Source organism: Mesorhizobium sp. M7A.F.Ce.TU.012.03.2.1 (assembly GCF_004006095.1).
Classification (GTDB): Bacteria; Pseudomonadota; Alphaproteobacteria; order Rhizobiales; family Rhizobiaceae; genus Mesorhizobium.
On record NZ_CP034779.1, the window covers coordinates 4,664,223 to 4,684,321 of the forward strand.

At 63.0% G+C, this 20,099-nt stretch carries 16 protein-coding genes; 12 read left to right on the forward strand and 4 right to left on the reverse strand.

The window, feature by feature from the left end; all coding sequences use genetic code 11:
• The first annotated feature begins 26 nt into the window (after nt 1–26).
• The 5 genes from EJ079_RS22910 to EJ079_RS22930 all read left to right on the forward strand — a co-directional run bounded on the left by EJ079_RS22910 (nt 27) and on the right by EJ079_RS22930 (nt 8,309).
• Entirely contained in the window at nt 27–851 is an 825-nt protein-coding gene (locus EJ079_RS22910) for a PopZ family protein (protein ID WP_127397634.1), read from the forward strand.
• 215 nt (nt 852–1,066) lie between these two features.
• Nucleotides 1,067–3,850 carry a valine--tRNA ligase gene (locus EJ079_RS22915; protein ID WP_127810256.1) on the forward strand — a complete coding sequence of 928 codons (2,784 nt, stop codon included), beginning with the start codon at nt 1,067–1,069 and terminating at the stop codon, nt 3,848–3,850.
• 355 nt (nt 3,851–4,205) lie between these two features.
• Complete coding sequence (locus EJ079_RS22920) at nt 4,206–5,453, forward strand: OmpP1/FadL family transporter (RefSeq protein ID WP_127810257.1); 1,248 nt, start codon at nt 4,206–4,208, stop codon at nt 5,451–5,453.
• 305 nt (nt 5,454–5,758) lie between these two features.
• Nucleotides 5,759–7,483, forward strand: a complete 1,725-nt coding sequence (gene ilvD / locus EJ079_RS22925) for a dihydroxy-acid dehydratase (RefSeq protein WP_127270685.1) — start codon at nt 5,759–5,761, stop codon at nt 7,481–7,483.
• On the forward strand, nt 7,470–8,309 hold the full coding sequence (locus EJ079_RS22930; protein WP_127270686.1) for a tetratricopeptide repeat protein: 840 nt from the start codon (nt 7,470–7,472) through the stop codon (nt 8,307–8,309). The genes ilvD and EJ079_RS22930 overlap by 14 nt, the downstream gene beginning before the upstream one ends.
• A 49-nt stretch (nt 8,310–8,358) precedes the next feature.
• Here EJ079_RS22930 and EJ079_RS22935 read toward each other — a convergent pair whose 3' ends face one another.
• The 4 genes from EJ079_RS22935 to erpA all read right to left on the reverse strand — a co-directional run bounded on the left by EJ079_RS22935 (nt 8,359) and on the right by erpA (nt 10,303).
• Complete coding sequence (locus EJ079_RS22935; protein ID WP_127329519.1) at nt 8,359–8,658, reverse strand: hypothetical protein; 300 nt, start codon at nt 8,656–8,658, stop codon at nt 8,359–8,361.
• An 88-nt stretch (nt 8,659–8,746) separates the two neighbouring features.
• Complete coding sequence (xth, locus tag EJ079_RS22940; protein ID WP_127810258.1) at nt 8,747–9,541, reverse strand: exodeoxyribonuclease III; 795 nt, start codon at nt 9,539–9,541, stop codon at nt 8,747–8,749.
• 17 nt (nt 9,542–9,558) lie between these two features.
• A complete protein-coding gene (locus tag EJ079_RS22945; protein WP_127329517.1) occupies nt 9,559–9,954 on the reverse strand; it encodes a VOC family protein in 396 nt (131 codons plus the stop codon).
• 1 nt (nt 9,955) lies between these two features.
• The gene (gene erpA / locus EJ079_RS22950; protein WP_127270656.1) at nt 9,956–10,303 is read right to left on the reverse strand and encodes an iron-sulfur cluster insertion protein ErpA; all 348 of its coding nucleotides are present in this window, start codon (nt 10,301–10,303) and stop codon (nt 9,956–9,958) included.
• 90 nt (nt 10,304–10,393) lie between these two features.
• Between erpA and EJ079_RS22955 the strand changes: the two genes are divergently transcribed.
• From EJ079_RS22955 to EJ079_RS22985, 7 genes are all read left to right on the forward strand, one after another.
• Entirely contained in the window at nt 10,394–11,608 is a 1,215-nt protein-coding gene (locus EJ079_RS22955) for a deoxyguanosinetriphosphate triphosphohydrolase (RefSeq protein WP_127810259.1), read from the forward strand.
• Nucleotides 11,609–11,683: 75 nt separating this feature from the next.
• The gene (argS, locus tag EJ079_RS22960; protein WP_127810260.1) at nt 11,684–13,441 is read left to right on the forward strand and encodes an arginine--tRNA ligase; all 1,758 of its coding nucleotides are present in this window, start codon (nt 11,684–11,686) and stop codon (nt 13,439–13,441) included.
• 103 nt (nt 13,442–13,544) lie between these two features.
• Nucleotides 13,545–16,913, forward strand: coding sequence for an SPOR domain-containing protein (locus tag EJ079_RS22965; RefSeq protein WP_127810261.1), 3,369 nt, complete (start codon nt 13,545–13,547; stop codon nt 16,911–16,913).
• Nucleotides 16,914–17,044: 131 nt separating this feature from the next.
• Nucleotides 17,045–18,064: a beta-N-acetylhexosaminidase gene (gene nagZ / locus EJ079_RS22970; protein WP_127396170.1), complete on the forward strand. Its 1,020-nt coding sequence runs from the start codon at nt 17,045–17,047 to the stop codon at nt 18,062–18,064.
• Nucleotides 18,065–18,124: 60 nt separating this feature from the next.
• Nucleotides 18,125–18,925, forward strand: a complete 801-nt coding sequence (locus EJ079_RS22975) for a ScpA family protein (protein WP_127811389.1) — start codon at nt 18,125–18,127, stop codon at nt 18,923–18,925.
• Nucleotides 18,922–19,686, forward strand: coding sequence for an SMC-Scp complex subunit ScpB (gene scpB / locus EJ079_RS22980; protein ID WP_127329507.1), 765 nt, complete (start codon nt 18,922–18,924; stop codon nt 19,684–19,686). The genes EJ079_RS22975 and scpB overlap by 4 nt, the downstream gene beginning before the upstream one ends.
• A gap of 169 nt (nt 19,687–19,855) precedes the next feature.
• A complete protein-coding gene (locus EJ079_RS22985; protein WP_023812188.1) occupies nt 19,856–20,077 on the forward strand; it encodes a twin-arginine translocase TatA/TatE family subunit in 222 nt (73 codons plus the stop codon).
• Nucleotides 20,078–20,099 lie beyond the last annotated feature (22 nt).

Consider the following 20,099-nt stretch of genomic DNA (forward strand, 5'->3'; position numbering starts at 1 on the left):
GGGTCACAAAGGCGGCGGATGTGACGATGGCAACGGCAAGCAGCGCACAGCGCGAACCTTCCATGGAAGAGATACTGGCTTCCATCAGGCGGATCATCGAGGACAGCGACGGCGGCCGCAAGCAGCCGGGCGACGCCGATGAGCTGAGCCAGGATCTGGAGCACGCGTCGAGCGCCTATGCGGCCCCTGACGTGGAAGCATTCCGTGCCGACCTGCATGCCGCCCCCGAAGGCAGGAAGCCGGTGACGCTGGCGGAAGTCCAGGCACAGTTGCCGGCGGCCGAGCCGGTGGTCGCGCGCATGGAAACGCCTGCGCGCCCCGATCCCAGCCCGGCAAAGCCATCGATGACACTTGCCGAAGTTAGCGCCCGCGTTGCCGCCGAGCCAATCACGGTTGAATCGCCGGGATCGCGTCCTGTCGCCGACGCTTCCATCGCCGATTGGCGTCGCGAGATCGCCGCGGTCGGTGAGCAGGCGAGGGCGGTGTCGGACCGGAGCGAGGCACGCAAGACGGCTGCCCAGCCGTCCGTGGAGACTCCAAGGGACGAACCGACCGCGAAAGTAGCCGTCGGGCCCGAGCCGTCTCGTCCGGATGCAAGCGTGGTGCGGCCGGTGGCGGCCAGCGACGCGCCGCGTCCGGCAATCGTTTCCGAGCATACCGGCCGTCAGGTCGCGGCTGCCTTTGGCGAGCTTTCCGATGCGTTTGCCAGCCGCAGCAAGAAGACATTCGACGAGATGGCCGAAGAGATGCTGCGGCCGATGCTGCAGGATTGGCTGGACAACAATCTGCCGACACTGGTGGAAAGGCTGGTGCGCGAGGAGATCGAGCGCGTGGCGCGCGGGGCGCAGTAGTTCCCCATGTCGATTGCCAATGGAAACGGCGCCTTCGCGGCGCCCATTGGTGGGGTCAGCTTGTTGGCAGGACGACGGATCGCGTTCCGTTGAAATGACCAGGGCCGCGCCTATCTGGTTGTGAGGGTCCGAGACAGCCCTTGCGGTTGACTTGGCCAAAACCTTCCGATTTACACCGGACCAGCAAAACTCCCGACAGCGCGGACCATTTTCCCATGCTTGAAAAGACCTACGACGCCAAAACCGTCGAGCCGAAGATCGCCAAAGTCTGGGAAGAGGCCGACGCGTTTCGTGCCGGCGCCGGGGCCGAGGAGGGGGCGGAAGCCTTCACCATTGTCATTCCGCCGCCGAACGTCACCGGTTCGTTGCATATGGGGCACGCGCTCAACAACACGCTGCAGGATATATTGGTGCGCTTCGAGCGCATGCGCGGCAAGAACGTCCTGTGGCAGCCGGGCATGGACCATGCCGGTATCGCCACGCAGATGGTGGTCGAGCGCCAGCTGATGGAAAAGCAGATCCATCGCCGCGACCTGACCCGCGAGCAGTTTATCGAGAAAGTGTGGGAGTGGAAGGCCGAATCCGGCGGCGCCATCTTCAACCAGCTGAAGCGGCTCGGCGCCTCGGCCGACTGGTCACGCGAACGCTTCACCATGGACGAAGGCCTGTCCAAAGCCGTGCTCGAAGTGTTCGTCACGCTCTACAAGGAAGGGCTGATCTACAAGGACAAGCGCCTTGTGAACTGGGACCCCAAGCTGCTCACCGCGATCTCCGATCTCGAGGTCGAGCAGCAGGAGGTCAACGGCAATCTCTGGCACTTCCGCTATCCCATAGAGGGCCAGGTCTTCGACCCGGAAAACCCAACAACCTTCATCACCGTGGCGACGACGCGCCCGGAGACGATGCTGGGCGATACGGCCGTCGCCGTGCACCCTGACGACGAGCGCTTCCGGCATCTGGTCGGCAAGAACATCGTCCTGCCGATCGTCGGTCGCAGGATTCCCGTGGTGGCGGACGAGTATTCCGATCCGGAAAAGGGTTCGGGCGCGGTCAAGATCACGCCGGCGCATGACTTCAACGACTTCGAGGTCGGCAAGCGCCACAAGCTGCCGGCGATCAATATCCTGACCACGGAGGCGGCGGTAAGCCTCAGGGACAATGAGGATTTCCTTGCCGGTCTCGAGGTGACGCCGGAGCGCCAGCTTGTCTGGGACGAACTCGACGGCCTCGATCGCTTCGTCGCGCGCAAGAAGATCGTCGATCTGATGGAAGAGGGCGGCTTCCTCGAAAAGGTCGAGCCGCATCGCCACGCGGTGCCGCATGGCGATCGCGGAGGCGTGCCGATCGAGCCATTCCTGACCGAGCAATGGTATGCCAATGCGGCGGAACTGGCCAAGCCGGCGATCGCTTCCGTGCGCGAAGGTCGCACGAACTTCGTGCCGAAGAACTGGGAGAAGACCTATTTCGACTGGATGGAGAACATCCAGCCCTGGTGCATCTCGCGCCAGCTGTGGTGGGGTCACCAGATCCCGGCCTGGTACGGGCCGGACGGGCGCGTCTTCGTCGAGAAGACCGAGGAAGAGGCGCTGAGCGCCGCGATCGAATTTTATCTGGCGTTGGAAGGACCGTGGAAGGCCTGGGTCGAGGACAAGCTGGAGAACTTCAAGCCGGGCGAGATCCTGACCCGCGACGAGGATGTGCTGGACACCTGGTTCTCATCGGCGCTGTGGCCGTTTTCGACGCTGGGTTGGCCGGACGAGACGCCCGAGCTGAAGACCTACTACCAGACCGACGTGCTGGTGACAGGCTTCGACATCATCTTCTTCTGGGTCGCCCGCATGATGATGATGGGCCTGCACTTCATGGACGAGGAGCCGTTCCACACCGTCTATGTCCATGCGCTGGTGCGCGACAAGAACGGGCAGAAGATGTCGAAGTCGAAAGGCAACGTCATCGATCCGCTCGACCTTATCGACGAATATGGCGCGGATGCACTGCGCTTCACCCTGACGGTGATGGCGGCACAAGGCCGTGACGTGAAGCTCGATCCGGCGCGCATCGCCGGCTATCGCAATTTCGGCACCAAGCTGTGGAACGCGACGCGTTTTGCCGAGATGAACGAGGTCGCGCGCAATGACGATTTCTGGCTGAACGACGCCAGGCTGGCGGTCAACCGCTGGATCCTGACCGAACTGACGCGCGCGGCGCGCGAGATCACCGACGGCATCACCTTATACCGCTTCAACGAGGCGGCAGGTGCTGCCTACCGCTTTGTCTGGAACCTGTTCTGCGACTGGTATCTGGAATTGCTGAAGCCGGTGTTCATGGGCACCGACGAGGCGGCCAAAGCCGAAAGCCGTGCCTGCGTCGCCTTCGTGCTCGACGAGATCTACAAGCTGCTGCATCCGATGATGCCGTTCATGACCGAGGAACTGTGGGCGCAGACCGCTGGCGAAGGCAAGCAACGCCCCTCGCTGCTGTGCCACGCCGCGTGGCCGTCGCCGGACTTCGAAGACGCCGAGGCCGCAGCCGACATCAATTGGCTGGTCGATCTCGTCTCCGGCATCCGCTCCGTGCGCTCGGAGATGAACGTGCCGCCGGCAGCCATTGCACCGCTCGTCGTGGTCGGCGCCAACGCTGTGACACGCGAACGACTTGTCCGCGAAGAATCGGCGATCAAGCGGCTGGCGCGGGTCGGCGACATCTCGCTTGCCGATGTCGCGCCCAAGGGTTCGGCGCAGATCGTGCTCAACGAGGCGACGATCTGCCTGCCGCTTGGCAGCCTGATCGACCTTGTCGCCGAGGCAGCACGGCTGCAGAAGGAATTGGCCAAGGTGACCGAGGAGATCGCGCGGCTGCACAAGAAGCTGTCGAACGAGAGGTTCGTCGCCAGCGCGCCGGCCGAGATCGTGGATGCCGAGCGTGAAAAGCTCGCTGAATACCGCGATGCGCAGGACAAGCTGTCGGTCGCGTTGGCCAGGGTTCGCGACGCCGGTTGAGGATAGATTCGCGAGACTTTAGCCCTATCTAAAGTGCTAGTTTTTCGCGTCGAAAATCTGCATGCCGCGTTAATATTGACGTAAACGGAAGTTTTAGCCCCATTGTTGCCATAATGTAACAATGGGGCTCCTGGAGCCCAAAAAAGGCGTGTTTTCGAGCCTTTTTGGATGGTTCTCTCTGTTTTTTGAGAGCCGCTCAGCCTTCACAGACCATTTTTCGGCCTTGCCGCACTAGGTTGCATTTCCTCGAAAATGCGCCTGGCCAATGTGTACATGTACGCCCGCGAATTCGTTGTTGCACCGTTAACCTGAATTGGTTCTAGCTTGATGCACTCGAATTCGGGGAGGACATTTCATGACTATTCTGCGACTGAAAGCGCTGCTGGGAGCTGGCTGCTTTTCGCTGGCTTTGACCGGGACGGCGATGAATCCGGCACATGCCGGCGGCCTGGAGCGCGGCGGTTACGATATCGATTTGCTGTTCGATCCGGCTCCGTTCGCGACCGAAGCGGAATCGACCTATGTGATGCCGCAACGCAAGCTCAAGAATGCGGTGGACACCAACCCGCTCGACGGCGATTTGACGCCTCTGGGCAGCACGGCGAAGGACAGCGAGAGCTATTGGGTGCCGCGGATCGGCGTCAAGGCGCAGATCGTCCAGGGTGTCGACTGTATGTTCGACTATTCCCAGCCTTGGGGTGCGCACACAAATCCGGGTCTTTGGGCCGGTGCCCAGTCCAACATGGAAACCGACATCAAAAGCAACAACTACGCCACAACCTGCTCCTACAAGATGGACGCCGGCAAAGGCCAGGTTCGCTTCATCGGCGGCGTCTACTACCAGGAAGTCTATGGCTTCAAGCAGGACCTGATATCGCCGCTGGTGCCGGATTTCCAGGGTACCGGGCGTGTCGATCTCAAGGGGACCGGCTGGGGCTGGCGCGCCGGCCTGGCCTATGAAATCCCCGAGATCGCACTGCGCGCCAGCCTCGTCTACAATTCGCGGGTCAAGCTCGACAATATCTCGGGCACGCTGGATTTGACGCATGTTGGCAGCGTGGTGCTTCCGATCTACGGCTCAACGCAATACATGCCGGATACAGTCGAATTGAAATTGCAGTCAGGCATTGCGCCAGGCTGGCTCGCCTTCGGTTCGCTCAAGTGGGTCAATTGGAGCGTCCTGCAGAGCGTTCCGATTTGCGTCGTAGGTACCCCCGCAGGGGCATGCGTCACTGGTGATGCTCTCCATTCGGGCCAGATCACCTCGCTGGACCTGATGTATCGTGACGGCTGGACAGTTACCGGCGGCATTGGCCACAAGTTCAACGATCAGTGGAGTGCTGCCGGCCAGCTTTCCTGGGATCGCGGCACGTCGCATGGCTATGGCTCGCAGACCGATACCTGGACACTGGGCGGCGGCGTCGCCTTTACGCCCAAGCCGAACATCGAAGTGCGTCTGGCCGGCGCGGTTGGGGTGCTGACCAGCGGCCATTCTGGAGCGTTGGCTGGTGAGAACGGATACGTCGCCGGCACGGATGTCAGCTACGACTTCGGCAACGATCTGGTCACGGCTATTTCAGGTGGCCTTAAGATCAAGTTCTAAGTCTCTGACAATTATAACAAAAGGCCGGGGATTACCCGGCCTTTTTTGTTTGGGATCGCATCGCCCCGATTTGTCTCATCCAAGCTGCGTTGCATATTATCCGTACCGCTTTCGCCTCCTGCTATTGTGATGTTTTGGCAACACTTTCTGAGCAACCCCTGCGCTGGAAGCCGGGCTGAGGAAATTGCCTATTTCCCGCCATAAACCCGGCGCACCTCGATCTGGTCTCGGGACACGCGCCAAAAGGCTCGGCGAGGGGGCAGCCGCTCCGCCCCATTTGCAGGGAAGATGGGGCAAGGAAGAGTATGGACGCCAAAGTCATCTCCAAGGCTAAGCTCCCTAGCCGCTATGTGACCGTCGGTCCGGCGCGTGCGCCGCATCGTTCCTATCTCTATGCCATGGGTTTGTCGGCGGCCGAGATTGCGCAGCCGCTGGTCGGGGTCGCCTCCTGCTGGAACGAGGCGGCGCCCTGCAACATCTCGCTGATGCGCCAGGCGCAGGTGGTCAAGAAGGGCGTCGCGTCCGCCAGCGGCACGCCGCGCGAATTCTGCACCATCACCGTCACCGACGGCATCGCCATGGGTCACCAGGGCATGAAGTCGTCGCTGGTGTCGCGCGAGGTCATCGCCGATTCGGTCGAACTCACCATGCGCGGCCATTGCTACGATGCGCTGGTCGGGCTGGCCGGCTGCGACAAGTCGCTGCCCGGCATGATGATGGCCATGGTGCGGCTCAACGTGCCGTCGATCTTCATCTATGGCGGTTCGATCCTGCCCGGCAGCTATCGCGGCCGCCAGATCACCGTGCAGGATGTGTTCGAGGCGGTTGGCCAGCACTCGGTAGGCACCATCGATGATGCCGAACTTCTCGAAATCGAGCAGGCGGCCTGCCCGTCTGCCGGCTCCTGCGGCGCCCAGTTCACCGCCAACACCATGGCCACCGTTGCCGAGGCGATCGGCCTGGCGCTGCCCTATTCCTGTGGCGCGCCGGCCCCCTATGAAATGCGCGACCGTTTCAATTTCGCCTCCGGCGAAAAGATCATGGAACTGATCGCGAAAAACATCCGGCCGCGCGACATCGTCACGCTGAAGGCGCTGGAGAATGCGGCCACCGTGGTCTCGGCCACCGGCGGTTCGACCAACGCGGCACTGCATCTGCCGGCGATCGCCCACGAGGCTGGCATCAAGTTCGACCTGTTCGACGTGGCCAAGATCTTCGAGAAGACGCCTTACATCGCCGACCTCAAGCCGGGCGGCAAATATGTCGCCAAGGACATGTTCGAGGCCGGCGGCATTCCGCTGCTGATGAAGACGCTGCTCGACCACGGCTATCTGCATGGCGACTGCATGACCGTGACTGGCCGCACTTTGGCCGAAAACATGCAGCACGTTGTCTGGAATGAGCATCAGGATGTGGTCCGCCCGGCCAACACACCCATTACCCAAACCGGCGGTGTCGTGGGCTTGAAGGGAAACCTTGCCCCCGAAGGCGCGATCGTGAAGGTCGCGGGCATGGCGGAGTTGAAGTTCTCCGGCCCGGCACGCTGCTTCGATTCGGAAGAGGAATGTTTCGAGGCGGTGACGCATCGCAACTACAGGGAAGGCGAGGTTCTCGTCATCCGCTACGAAGGGCCGCGCGGCGGCCCCGGCATGCGCGAGATGCTGTCGACGACGGCAGCGCTGTACGGCCAGGGCATGGGCGGCAAGGTGGCGCTGATCACCGACGGGCGCTTCTCGGGCGCGACGCGCGGTTTCTGCATCGGCCATGTCGGCCCCGAGGCAGCCGTGGGCGGCCCGATCGGACTGCTCAGGGATGGCGACGTGATCTCGATCGACGCGGTGAACGGCACGATCGATGTGGCGTTGTCCGATAGCGAACTGGCGGCGAGGGCAAAGACATGGAAGGCGCGCACGACCGACTATCAGTCGGGCGCGATATGGAAATATGCACAGACGGTAGGGCCGGCGCGCGATGGCGCGGTGACCCATCCGGGCGGTGCGAAAGAAACACACTGTTATGCGGACATCTGAGTTGTTGAGGTCGTCTGTCTTTTCGGCACTGGTCGTGGCCGCCACATTTGGCGCGACCTTTGGCGCCGTGGGCCAGGCCATGGCCTTCGACGACAAGGTGTTCGACGACAAGACCGGGGTGAAGCCGCAATCCAGCCCCTGGGCGGTCTTCCAGTTCGGCTTCTCCGCCTACAAGAACGGCCACAAGGAACAGGCTGCCGAGGCCTATAAATACGCTGCCGAAAACGGCCAGATCGGTGCCACCTGGAAGCTTGCCCGCATGTATGCCGAGGGCGACGGCGTGGCGCGCGACGACTATGAGGCGTTCAAGTTCTTCTCCGAGATCGTCGACCAGGACGTCGAGCCCGGCTCGCCTGAGGAAAGCTATGTCTCCGACGCGCTGGTGGCGCTTGGCGACTATTTGCGCACGGGCATTCCCGGCAGCCCGGTCGCCGAGAACGAGGTGGCGGCCCAGGAATATTACATGCGCGCCGCCGCCAACTACCGCAATCCGAACGCGCAGTTCGAGATGGGGCAGATGTTCTTGAAGGGCGAGGGCGGCGTGAAGGCCAGTGTCAAGCAGGCCGGGCGCTGGTTCCAACTCGCCGCCGAGAAAGGCCATGCCGGCGCCCAGGCGACACTGGGCCATTTGTTGTTCCAGAGCGGCAAGATCGTTCGCGGCCTGGCGATGATGACGGCAGCGCTCGAACGCGCTTCGCCGGCTGACCAGCCCTGGATCCGCGGCATGCAGGAAGAGGCATTCGCCACCGCCGGCGAGGCCGACCGCCGCACCGCGATCTCGCTGGCCGATGATATCCTCACCAAGGGCAACAACGCGGACCAGTAGTCTCGCGGCTGCGTCAGCTTCACCAGCAGCACTCGATTTTCGATCGCGATCAGTTCTCGATCGGCTCCGTCGGCACCATGCTGGGCGCCGGCATCGAGATCGGCGTGACATGGGGGTGTGGCGCCACGGTGTTTTCCGGGCAGCTATCCCCGATCTTCGTCCATGATGTGTTGTTGAGCACCATGTCGCAGCGGGCCAGATGGCTCTGCTCGGCCACCGTCAGGCAGGCGACCTGGCCAAGCTGGTAGGATTTTCCATTGGCCAAGCATTCCTGGTCGGCAAATGCCGCACCGGGAGCGGCCATGGCAAATGCCAGGCCGATCGGACAAAGATGAAATCGTGCGCTCATGGAACCCCAGCCGCCATGCTGGACCGCAATGAACGGCGCGAAATGTGGCGATATGAGGTCCAGCGCTGCGTGCCCGGCGAGGGTTCTCTCAGGCCGGCTGAAGCGCGAGATCGATCGCCACCGGGACGTGATCGGACGGTTTTTCCCAGGCGCGCACGTGCTTTTCGATCGACGCGGAAGAAAACCGGTTGGCGGCTTCCGGCGACAAAAGCAGGTGGTCGATGCGGATGCCGTTGTTCTTCTGCCAGGCGCCGGCCTGATAGTCCCAGAACGTGTAGGTGTCGTGCGCGTCGGTGACCGCGCGCACCGCCTCGGTGAAACCAAGGTTGAGCAGCCGGCGGAAGGCTTGTCGCGTCTGCGGCTGGAACAGCGCGTCGTCCAGCCAGTTCTCCGGAAACCGCGCGTCGATCCGCTCGGGAATCACGTTGTAGTCGCCGGCGAGCACCAGGGCCTCCTCAAGTCTCAGCCGTTCTTCGGCCCAGCGCTCCAGCCGCGCCATCCAGGACAGCTTGTAAGGAAACTTCTTCTCGTCATCGATCGGATTGCCGTTCGGCAGATAGAGCGAGGCGACGCGCAAGGCGCCCTTGTCGGTCGAGAAAACGCCTTCGATGAAACGCGCCTGTTCATCGGCATCGTCGCCGGGCAGGCCCCGGATGACTTCGTCGAAGCGCAGCTTCGACAACAGGGCCACGCCGTTGAAACCCTTCTGGCCATGGGTTTCGACATTGTAGCCAAGCGCCTCGATCTCGGCGCGCGGGAATTGCTCGTCGACGGTCTTGATCTCCTGCAGGCAGACGATGTCGGGTGCGCTCTCGGTCAGCCAATGGGTGAGATTGCCAATGCGGGCGCGGACACCGTTGATGTTCCAGGTGACGATTTTCATGGCGGTCTCGATGCTGTTCAGTTGGATTCTTGCGGCGGATGGCGTTCGACGAGGCCAATCGTATTGCCAGCCGGGTCCTTTAGGAAGGCCATCCATTCGCTTTCCCCCGCTGGACCGAACTGGCCCTCCGTGTCGCGATGGACAAGTGTTGGCGGCGCGGTGAAGGGTACGCCTGCCGCGACCGCAGAGGCATGGAAGTCATCGAGGCCGGATATGTCGAGATAGACGGTTCCGGCCGGTATGCCGTCAGTGAACAGCAGCCTGATATCGCCGGCCATGATGAAGGCGATGCCCGGCGGATCGAAGCGCGCATGAACCGCCATGCCGAGCACGTCGCGCCAGAAAGCCAGCGTGGTGTCGAGATCACGGCCAGCCGACAGCGCGATCTGACGGATCGCACCAATGGCAGGCATTCTATATGGAGAAACTCGTGCCGCAGCCGCAGGAGGCGACGGCGTTCGGATTGCGGATCTGGAACGACTGGCCCATCAGATCGTCGACGAAATCGATCACAGAGCCGCCCATATAGACCAGCGACAGATCGTCGATCAGCACGGTGGCACCGTCCTTCTCGATAGCGACGTCGTCGTCGTTGCGCGTATCGACCAGGTCGAACTTGTAGGAGAAGCCCGAGCAGCCGCCGCCTTCGACCGACACGCGCAGCGCCGTCTTGCCGGCCTCGTTCGAGACAATCCTGGCGATCCGCCTGGCGGCGGCCTCGGTCATATCGACTTTCATGGCAGTCTTGGCATCAGCGCCCATGGGCGTCACCTTGCTTTCGGTTTCACATGATAGGTATGAAGCGCGAGGGGCCAAGTCAACCTGGCTAAGTCAACTGCGGCAGCATCAGCCATGACCAACGAGTTGGGCGACATCGGATTCGGCTATCGGCCGCGCGCCGCCTATGCCTGCGATCCGGCAAAGTCGCGCGGGCGGCTGTTCGACGAGGTGGAAAGCCCGACCCGCACGCCATTCCAGCGTGACCGTGACCGCATCATCCATTCGACGGCCTTCCGGCGGCTCAAGCACAAGACGCAGGTCTTCATCGCGCATGAAGGCGACCACTATCGCACCCGGCTGACCCATTCGATCGAAGTGGCGCAGATCGCGCGCGCCCTGGCACGGGCGCTGCGCGGCGACGAGGATCTCGCCGAGGCGGTGGCGCTGGTGCATGATTTCGGCCACACGCCCTTCGGCCACACCGGCGAGGACGCGCTGAACGAGAAGATGGCCGCCTGGGGCGGCTTCGACCACAACGCGCAATCGCTGCGCATCGTGACGAGGCTGGAGGCGCGCTACGCCGAGTTCGATGGGCTCAACCTGACCTGGGAAACGCTGGAAGGCCTGGTCAAGCACAATGGGCCGCTGACGGACGCCAACGGCAAGGGTCTGAAAGGGCCGGTGCCGCAGGCGATCCGTGATTACTCTGAACTGCACGATCTCGAACTCGACCGGTTTGCCGGCATCGAGGCGCAATGCGCGGCGATCGCCGACGATATAGCCTACAACACGCATGACATCGATGACGGTTTGAGGGCAGGGCTCTTGACGCTGGACATGCTGGAGACGGTTTCGCTGCCGGGAACGATCCTGAAAGGCGTTCGCGCACGCTATCCCTCCCTCGATGATGTGCGCACCGGCCACGAGCTGATGCGGCGGCAGATCACCGCCATGGTCGAGGACGTGATCAAGTCCACGACCGCCAATCTCGATCGCATCAGGCCGCGGAGCGCAGATGCGGTGAGGGCAGCCGGCGAGACGATGGTGGTTTTCTCGGCCGAAATGGCTGCCTTGGAGAAAGAACTGAAGGCCTTCCTGTACAAGCACCTCTACCGGCACGCGGAGGTCATGCGGGTGCGCGCGGACGCCGAGCAGATCGTCAAAAATCTGTTCGACGCCTATTTCGCCGATCCGCGCGCCATGCCGGACGGCTGGCGCGAGGGGCTGGATCGGGCCGACGACCGCATCAAGGCGCGCAGCGTTGCCGACTTCCTGGCGGGTATGACCGACACCTACGCGCTCAAGGAACACCGGCGTTTGTTTGACCATACGCCTGAATTGGGCTAGGGCGGGCTCGATTTTGCCGGCCAACGAGCCGGATTCGCTGCAAAGCCGCCAGAGCCAGACCCCAGAGTCACACAAATGAACATCTTCGCCGATTTCACCGCGCGAATCATAAAAGCCGTCGAAGCGCTTGATCTGAAAGACAAAGACGGCGTTTCGCCTGACCTGTCGCGCATTGCCGTCGAGCCGCCGCGCGACGCCAGCCACGGCGACCTGGCGACCAATGCTGCGATGGTGCTGGCCAAGCCGACCGGCCAGAACCCGCGCGCGCTGGCCGAAAGACTGGCGCAGGCGCTGCGTGACGACAAGGATGTCGCGGCGACGGAAGTGGCCGGGCCCGGTTTCGTCAATCTCAGGCTCAAGGACGGCTTCTGGCAGACACATCTGACCGCACTGCTCGGCGAGGGCCGCAACTATGGCCGCTCGACGGTTGGCGGCGGCAGGAAGACCAATGTCGAATATGTCTCGGCCAATCCGACCGGGCCGATGCATGTCGGCCATTGCCGGGGTGCTGTCGTCGGCGACGCGCTCGCCAATCTGATGGCCTTCGCCGGCTACGACGTGACCAAGGAATATGTCATCAACGACGCCGGCTCGCAGATCGACGTGCTCGGCCGTTCCGCATTCCTGCGCTACCGCGAAGCGCTGGGCGACGATATCGGCGAAATACCTGCCGGTCTCTATCCCGGCGATTACCTGGTGCCTGTCGGCCAGGCGCTGGTCACGGAATACGGCCGCTCGCTTCTGCAGATGCCCGATGACGAGGCGCTCGCCATCGTCAAGGATCGCACCATCGATGCGATGATGGCGATGATCCGCGAGGACCTTGCGATGCTCAACGTGCATCACGACGTGTTCTTCTCCGAGCGCACGCTGCACGCCGACAAAGCCAGGAAGATCCGCTCTGCGATCAACGATCTGACGCTGAAGGGCCATATCTACAAGGGCAAGCTGCCGCCGCCCAAGGGCGAGAAACCCGACGATTGGGAGGATCGCGAGCAGACGCTGTTCCGCTCGACCGCGGTCGGCGACGATATGGACCGGGCGCTGGTCAAGTCCGATGGCTCGTTCACCTATTTCGCCGCCGACGTCGCTTATCTCAAGGACAAGGTCGATCGCGGTTTCGTCGACCTGATCTATGTGCTCGGCGCCGACCATGGCGGCTACATCAAGCGGCTGGAGGCCCTGGCGCGGGCGATTGCCGGCGACGAGGTGAAGCTCACTGTCCTGCTGTGCAATCTGGTCAAGCTGTTTCGCGAGGGCGAACCGGTGCGCATGTCGAAGCGGTCGGGCGATTTCGTGACGCTGCGCGAAGTGGTGGAGGAGGTCGGCCGCGACGCGATCCGCTTCATGATGCTCTACCGAAAGAACGATGCGCCCCTGGATTTCGATTTCGCCAAGGTGACCGAGCAGTCCAAGGACAATCCGGTGTTCTATGTCCAGTACGCCTCGGCGCGCTGTCATTCGGTGTTCCGGCAGGCGAGCGAGCAACTGGGCGAAGCCAATTTCGACCGCAACAGCCTGGCGTCGGCCGCGGCATTGCTGACCGACGAGGGCGAGATCGGCCTGATCCGCAAGCTTGCCGAATACCCGCGGCTGATCGAGTCCGCCGCCCTTGCGCTCGAGCCGCATCGGCTGGCATTTTACCTCTATGATCTGGCCTCCAGCTTCCACGGACACTGGAACCGTGGCACGGATAATCCGGACTTACGTTTTGTTAAGGTTAACGACCGACAATTGACGCATGCCAGACTAGGGCTGGTGCAGGCTGTTTCGGACGTTTTGACGTCCGGCCTGACGTTGATCGGAGCCGCCGCGCCCACCGAAATGCGTTAGGTTTGACTAAATAACCTGTCACCTTTTGCCCACATTGCGCTGGTAAGGGCCAACCCTACGCGACGTCCATGGCGTCCGAATGAGTGCGAGTTCGGGAACAATAATGGCAGACAGAACCCAGCTGAGAGTAGCCGACAACAACGACATCTCTGACGATGATCCGTTCGCGGAACTGACCAGGATCATGGGATTCGACCCGCGCCAGCCGGTCAGGCCGCAATCGCCCGCCCAGCCGCAGGCCCCAGCCGCCGATCACGGGCTCGAAGAGGGCGATTTCGATATCGATCTCGAGAAAGAAATGATGGGCGAGTTCGGCGCTGACGACAGCGACGCCGCTCCGGTTGTTCAGGCTCATGAGCCGACCTTCGTGCATGAGCCGGCATTCGAAGCGGCTGACGCCAGCGCGATGGACGATGAGCTTTCGGTGTCGCTCGACAACGATTTCCAACTGGACATGGCTGAGATAGACGATCACGTCGCCGGCGCTAGCCATGCGGTCGCAGCTGAAGCGGCGCCGTCCGTCGAGCCGGCTTTCGCGTCTGATTTTGACGATGCCGTCGCCGGTTCGCTTGAGGACGTCTCCCCCTTCGAGGACGATCATTCGATGGCGGACGAGCTGGCCATTTCGCTCGACCAGGATCTCCGGATCGATGAGGAAGCCGAAGAGGCCCAGTACGCTGAAGAGGCCCAGTACGCCGTTGCCGACACGCCCGCTTCTATCGAGCCAGTTGCCTCCGATGACGAATTCGACGATGCGGTGGCAGCCTCGCTTGAAGACGAGCTGGTGCTCGACGACCATTCGGCGGCCGAACAGTCATTCATGGCCGCCGAGCCCGTCAAGTATCCCATGCCGGAGCAGGCGGCGCGTGACGGCCATGCAATCTCCGATGAGAGCTTTGCCGGCCATTTCGACGACGCGATGGCTGATGTCGACATGGATTTCGACGTTCGCGCGGATGAGCCGAATGCCTTCGACGAGCCGCACGCGCATGATGCGCTTGTCGATATCACTGACGCCAACGGCGATATTCCCATCCCTGAAGGCATGTCGGACGATGCTTTCGACCTAAGTTTGGACGACGCGTTTGCCGAAACGGCCGAAGAGCCGGTCGCCGAGGTTGCTGCCGCAACGGTCCAGCCGGCGGCGCCAGAGGCTCATGTTGCGCCGGCGGCGCATGCCCCGGCCGCGGACGAACGGAGCCTGGAAGACGAGTTGAATGCGCTGCTGGGTGCCATGACGGCGCGCACGGCGCCGGTGGCCAGTGAGCCCGTCACGGCTCAGCCGGCTGTCGCCGCCCTGCCGCCTGTTGCCGAGCCCGCCGAGGTACCGGCCGATCTTGTCGGCGACCTCGACTGGGATCTTGACGAACCCGCGCCTGAGCAGGACCGGCATGTTGGCACGGCCCAAGCGGCCGATGCGGATATTTACGACCTTATGCTTGATGAACTCCAGGATACGACTTGGCACACGGCTGGCGATGTCGATTTCGACGATGATGCGTTCGACGCGGCTTTGCCCAAGGATCTTGATCCGCGTGACGAAGCCGCTGACCGGGACAATTCGGCGGATTCTCTCGATTCGCTTGCGGAGCGTTCCCAACCGGCAGAGCCGACGCGTTCGTGGAGCCGCGTGACGCCCGTTCCGCAGCAGCCGTCATTCAGTGCTCAGCCTGCGTTTGCTCAGCCGGCCGCTTCGGTGGCATCCGTGGCCGCCGCGCCGGCAGTCGCCGACATGACGTCCTACCGTTCGTCCGAGCCGGTCGAGGCCGTGGCTCCCGCTGCCCCGGTGTCGGCGCCCCAATCGCGCCAGCCTGCGCATTACGAAGACATGCCCGACGTCGAAACGGTCGATGTACCCGAGCGTGTCGTCGCGCTAGCCGACGATCTCGATATTCCCGAACTGCACTTCGAGGAAGACCAGCCGGCGTCGCCTGGCTACGACGATCTCGATGCGGAGTTCTCCAGCCTTCTCTCCGAGATGAACGCGGTGGAGGTCGCTCCTGTTCCCACGAGCAATGTGGCCAGCGCGTCTTACGATGATGACTCCTATGCCGCGGGCTTCAAGCCGGGCTATGACAGCCTCAAGCCGGCATATGACGGGGTCAAGCCGGGCTATGACGGGGTCAAGCCGGGCTATGAGCCGGAAGCGCGGACCTATGCCGCGCGGCCGATGGACATGTCCGCCCGCGCGGCGGCGCCCACGGGTTATGCCGACGCCTCCGGCTTCGACCTCGACGGCCTGCCAGGGAGCCAGCCGGTTTCGCAAGCCGATGATTTTACTGTCGATGAACTCGACTACGATCCCGAACTCGACGAGGCTATGGCTGTTCCGGGTCTCGGCGAGCGTGAGGCCGGGAGGCCGACGCGCGGACGCGGACTGTTCATCGCCGCGATTGTCGGCGCGGTCGCGGTCGCAGGCGGTCTCGGGGCCTTTGCGCTGTCCTTTGGCGGCAAGGGCGGCAGCGAAGCGCCTGTCATTGTCAAGGCCGACAACGCGCCGATCAAGGTCAAGCCGGAGAATCCTGGCGGCGCCGTGGTGCCCAACCAAGACAACAAGGTCTACGACGCGGTCAGGGGCGCAAAGCCGGCCGAGCCGGTCCAGGAAAAGCTGGTCACCAACGTCGAAGAGCCGGTGGACGTGCAGGCGAAGGACCCGGCCCGCGCCATCGATCTTTCGCCGGACCAGAATGCAGCCGCCGCTGGAACCGATGTCGGCAATGCCGCGCCGATGGCCGGCGCCGCTTCGGCCGACAACGCTTCTGCCGACAATACGGCGCCCGCGCCCAAGTCCGAGGACCGCATTGCGCAGGTGCTGCAGGATGCCGACAAGGGCACCAATGCCGATGTCGTCGCCGTTGCGCCGCGCAAGGTGAGGACCATGGTGGTCAAGTCGGACGGTTCGCTGGTGCCGCGTGAAGATCCGGCGGCGCCCGCCGCTCCGCTAGTGGCCGCCACCGAGCCGGTCGATCCGGCGCCGCAGCATGTTGCTCCGGCGGCTCAAGCCGACGCGGACCAGACCGGCACCGTGGCGCCTGCCGCCGCCCAGGCGGACGACGAGCCGGCCCTCAAGCCGGTCGCCAAGCAGAAAGCCGAGGCCCAATCGGCGAACACGCCGGCAAAGGTTCCGCTCGCGCCGCAGCGTCCGTCCGACCAGCCGGTCGATGTTGTCGGCGAGGTCAAGCCCGATCAGGTTGCGTCCATAGATCCGGCATCGACCGCGGCCGGCGGTGGCTCGTGGTCGATGCAGATCGCCTCGCAGCCGACCGTCGAAAGCGCCCAGTCCAGCTATCAGGATCTGCAGCGCCGCTATGGCAGTGTGCTTGCCGGGCGTACCGCCAACATCGTCAAGGCCGAGATCGCCGGCAAAGGCACGTTCTACCGGGTGCGCGTTCCGGCCCAGTCACGCAATGACGCGATCAATTTGTGCACCAGCTACAAGGCCGCCGGCGGCAACTGCTTCGTCTCGCGCTAAAGCGGAGCCGACCATCAAAAGCCGGCGCGGTCCATCGCGCCGGCTTTTTTCATGGGGAAAGCAGATCCGGCGTTGTCCCGGATGAATCCCTGGCGATTCCCTTTGATCGCACAAAGCCCTAAACTGCCGACATGACCGAATCAAAATCCATGATCCTCGGCTGTGCCGGGAAATCGCTTACCCGCGAAGAAATCAATTTCTATCGCAATGAATGCCCGTGGGCCTTCATCCTGTTTGCGCGCAACATTGGCGAGACCGAACAGATCCGCGATCTGGTCGCCGAGATGCGGGACTGCATAGGGCGTCCGGACGCGCTGGTGTTCATCGATCAGGAAGGCGGCCGTGTGCAGCGCTTGCGACCGCCGCTGGCACCGAACTATCCCGCCGGTGGCGCGCTCGGCGCGCTGTGGCGCGACGATCATGATGCCGGCGCCCGCGCGGCCTGGCTGATGGCGCGGCTGCATGCCTTCGACCTGCTGCGCTACGGCATCACAGCCGATTGCCTGCCGGTGCTCGACGTGCCGATCGAAGGCGCCAGCGATGTCATCGGCGCGCGGGCCTATGGCAAGGATCCGCGACCGGTGATCGAGCTCGGCCGCGCAGCCGCGGAAGGGCTGATGTCGGGCGGCGTGCTGCCGGTCATGAAGCATATTCCGGGCCATGGACGTGCCTTTGCCGACACGCATTTCGAACTGCCGGTGGTCAATGCCTCGCTCAGCGATCTGCAGCGGCATGATTTCGCCCCGTTCAAGGAGCTTAGCCATCTGCCGATGGCGATGACAGCCCATGTCGTCTACAGCGCGATCGACCCCAACAATCCGGCGACCACCTCCGGCAAGGTCATCGACGAGATCATCCGGCGCGAAATCGGCTTCGACGGACTGCTGATGAGCGACGACACCTCGATGAAGGCACTTTCTGGGGATTTCCCGACAAAGGCGGCATCGATCCTTGCGGCGGGCTGCGATCTGGTCCTTCACTGCAACGGCGTTTTCGAGGAGATGGCGGGCATCGCATCGCGTACCACGGGGCTTGAGGGCACGTCGTTGGAGCGCGCCAAGCGGGCGCTGACCTATATAAAGAACCGTGACACGGTCAAAGAAACCGAAATACGTGCCGAATTCGCCACCTACTTCGATGCGGTGGCATAGCAAAGGGAAAGTGACGGAGTGGCGGAGACATTGGAAAGCAAGGCCTCGAAGGCCGCACCGATGGACCGTCTGTGGGCCGAGAATGACGATTCACGCGTTACCGGCGACCCGTCGCTGGTTGTCGACGTGGCCGGCTTCGAAGGTCCGCTCGACCTGCTGCTGCATCTTGCCCGCACCCAGAAGGTCGATCTGGCGCGCATTTCGATCCTGGCGCTGGTCGAGCAGTATCTGACCTTTGTCGAGACGGCGAGGGCGCTCAGGCTGGAGCTTGCCGCCGACTATCTGGTGATGGCGGCGTGGCTGGCCTTCCTCAAGTCCAAGCTCCTGATTCCCAAGCAACCCGGCGACGAGGGCGAAAGCGGTGAGGAACTGGCGGCGGTGCTGCAGTTCCGCCTGAAGCGGCTGGAAGCCATGCGCGACGCCTCGGCGCGTCTGGTCAACCGCAACCGGCTCGGCCGCGATGTGTTCGCGCGCGGCATGCCGGAAATGGTCATCGTCGAAAAGCGTAACGCCTATTCGGCCTCGCTCTACGATCTCTTGACCGCCTATGCCCAGCAACGCCAGAAGCAGGCGATCAACCATGTGACGATCGCCAGGCGCGGTGTCTGGTCGCTCAAGGACGCGCGCGACATCCTGACCCGCCTGGTCGGGGCTGCAAGCGACTGGACGGCGCTGGAAAGTTTTCTGATCGCATACATGACCAGCCCCGAGGAGCGGCGCACGGCAATCGCCAGTTCGTTCGCGGCAACATTGGAACTGGTGCGCGACGGCACGATGGACGTGCGGCAGGATCAGACGTTCGCGCCGATCTACCTGCGCGGGCGCACGCAGGCAATCAAGGCAGTCGAGGTGGCATCATGAGCGAACGCGCCAACGCTTCGGTTATCCCGTTCAAGGTCGGCGATGCACCCGAAGAGGAGTCGCTTTCCCGGGATCCGGCCGAGCAGCTACAGAACCCGGCCGAGCGGCTGTATCTGGCCGAGGCCGTGCGCATGGCCGAGGCGATCGTGTTCGCCAGCGCCGAACCCGTCAGCGAAAAGCAGCTCGCGGCACGCCTCCCTGACGGCATCAACATTGCCCTAGCCATGGCCGAGCTGCAGCAGATCTATGCGCGGCGCGGCGTCAATCTGGTGCGTGTCGGCGACGCCTGGGCGTTCCGCACCGCCGGCGACCTGGCTTTCCTGATGAGCCGCGATACCGTCCAGCAAAGGAAGCTCTCCCGCGCGGCTCTCGAAGTGCTGGCGATCATTGCCTATCACCAGCCGGTGACGCGTGCCGAGATCGAGGACATCCGCGGCGTCGAAACCTCGAAAGGTACGCTCGACACGCTGCTGGAAACGGAATGGGTGCGCATGCGCGGCCGGCGAAAGACGCCCGGACGCCCTGTGACCTACGGCACGACGGAGACCTTCCTCGACCATTTCGCGCTGGAAGAGATCCGCGATCTTCCTGGCATGGAGGAACTGAAGGGGGCTGGACTGCTTTCGGGCCGCATGCCGTCGAATTTCTCCATTCCGCAGCCGCCGGCCGATCCCGACGCATTGACCGACGACGAGGATGCGCTGACCGACATCGATCTCGAGGAACTCGGCCTGCTGACGCCGCGCGTCACGGAAGATTGACTGGCATTGGCGGCCAACTTGATGAGGATGCGCGGATTCGTAGCGGGCGTTCCCGTCGAAAATGCGTGACATCCGTCACCCTTTCATAAACTCTGTCGCAGTTGTGTTTGAATCCCAACGCGAAAACGCATAGATCATCGCCAGGGAAAACATTCGAGAGAGATTTGCTATGGGTTCATTTTCGATTTGGCATTGGCTGATCGTGCTGGTGATCGTGCTTTTGGTGTTCGGCCGCGGCAAGATTCCCGAGCTGATGGGCGATATGGCCAAGGGCATCAAGAGCTTCAAGAAGGGCATGGCCGACGACGAGGTTGCCGAAGACAAGCGCACCGTCGAACATCGTGCCGACGAGACCGTTGCGGCCGCGAAGGAAAAAGCCAGCAAGAGCTGAGCCCAAGGTTCTAGTCGGAACA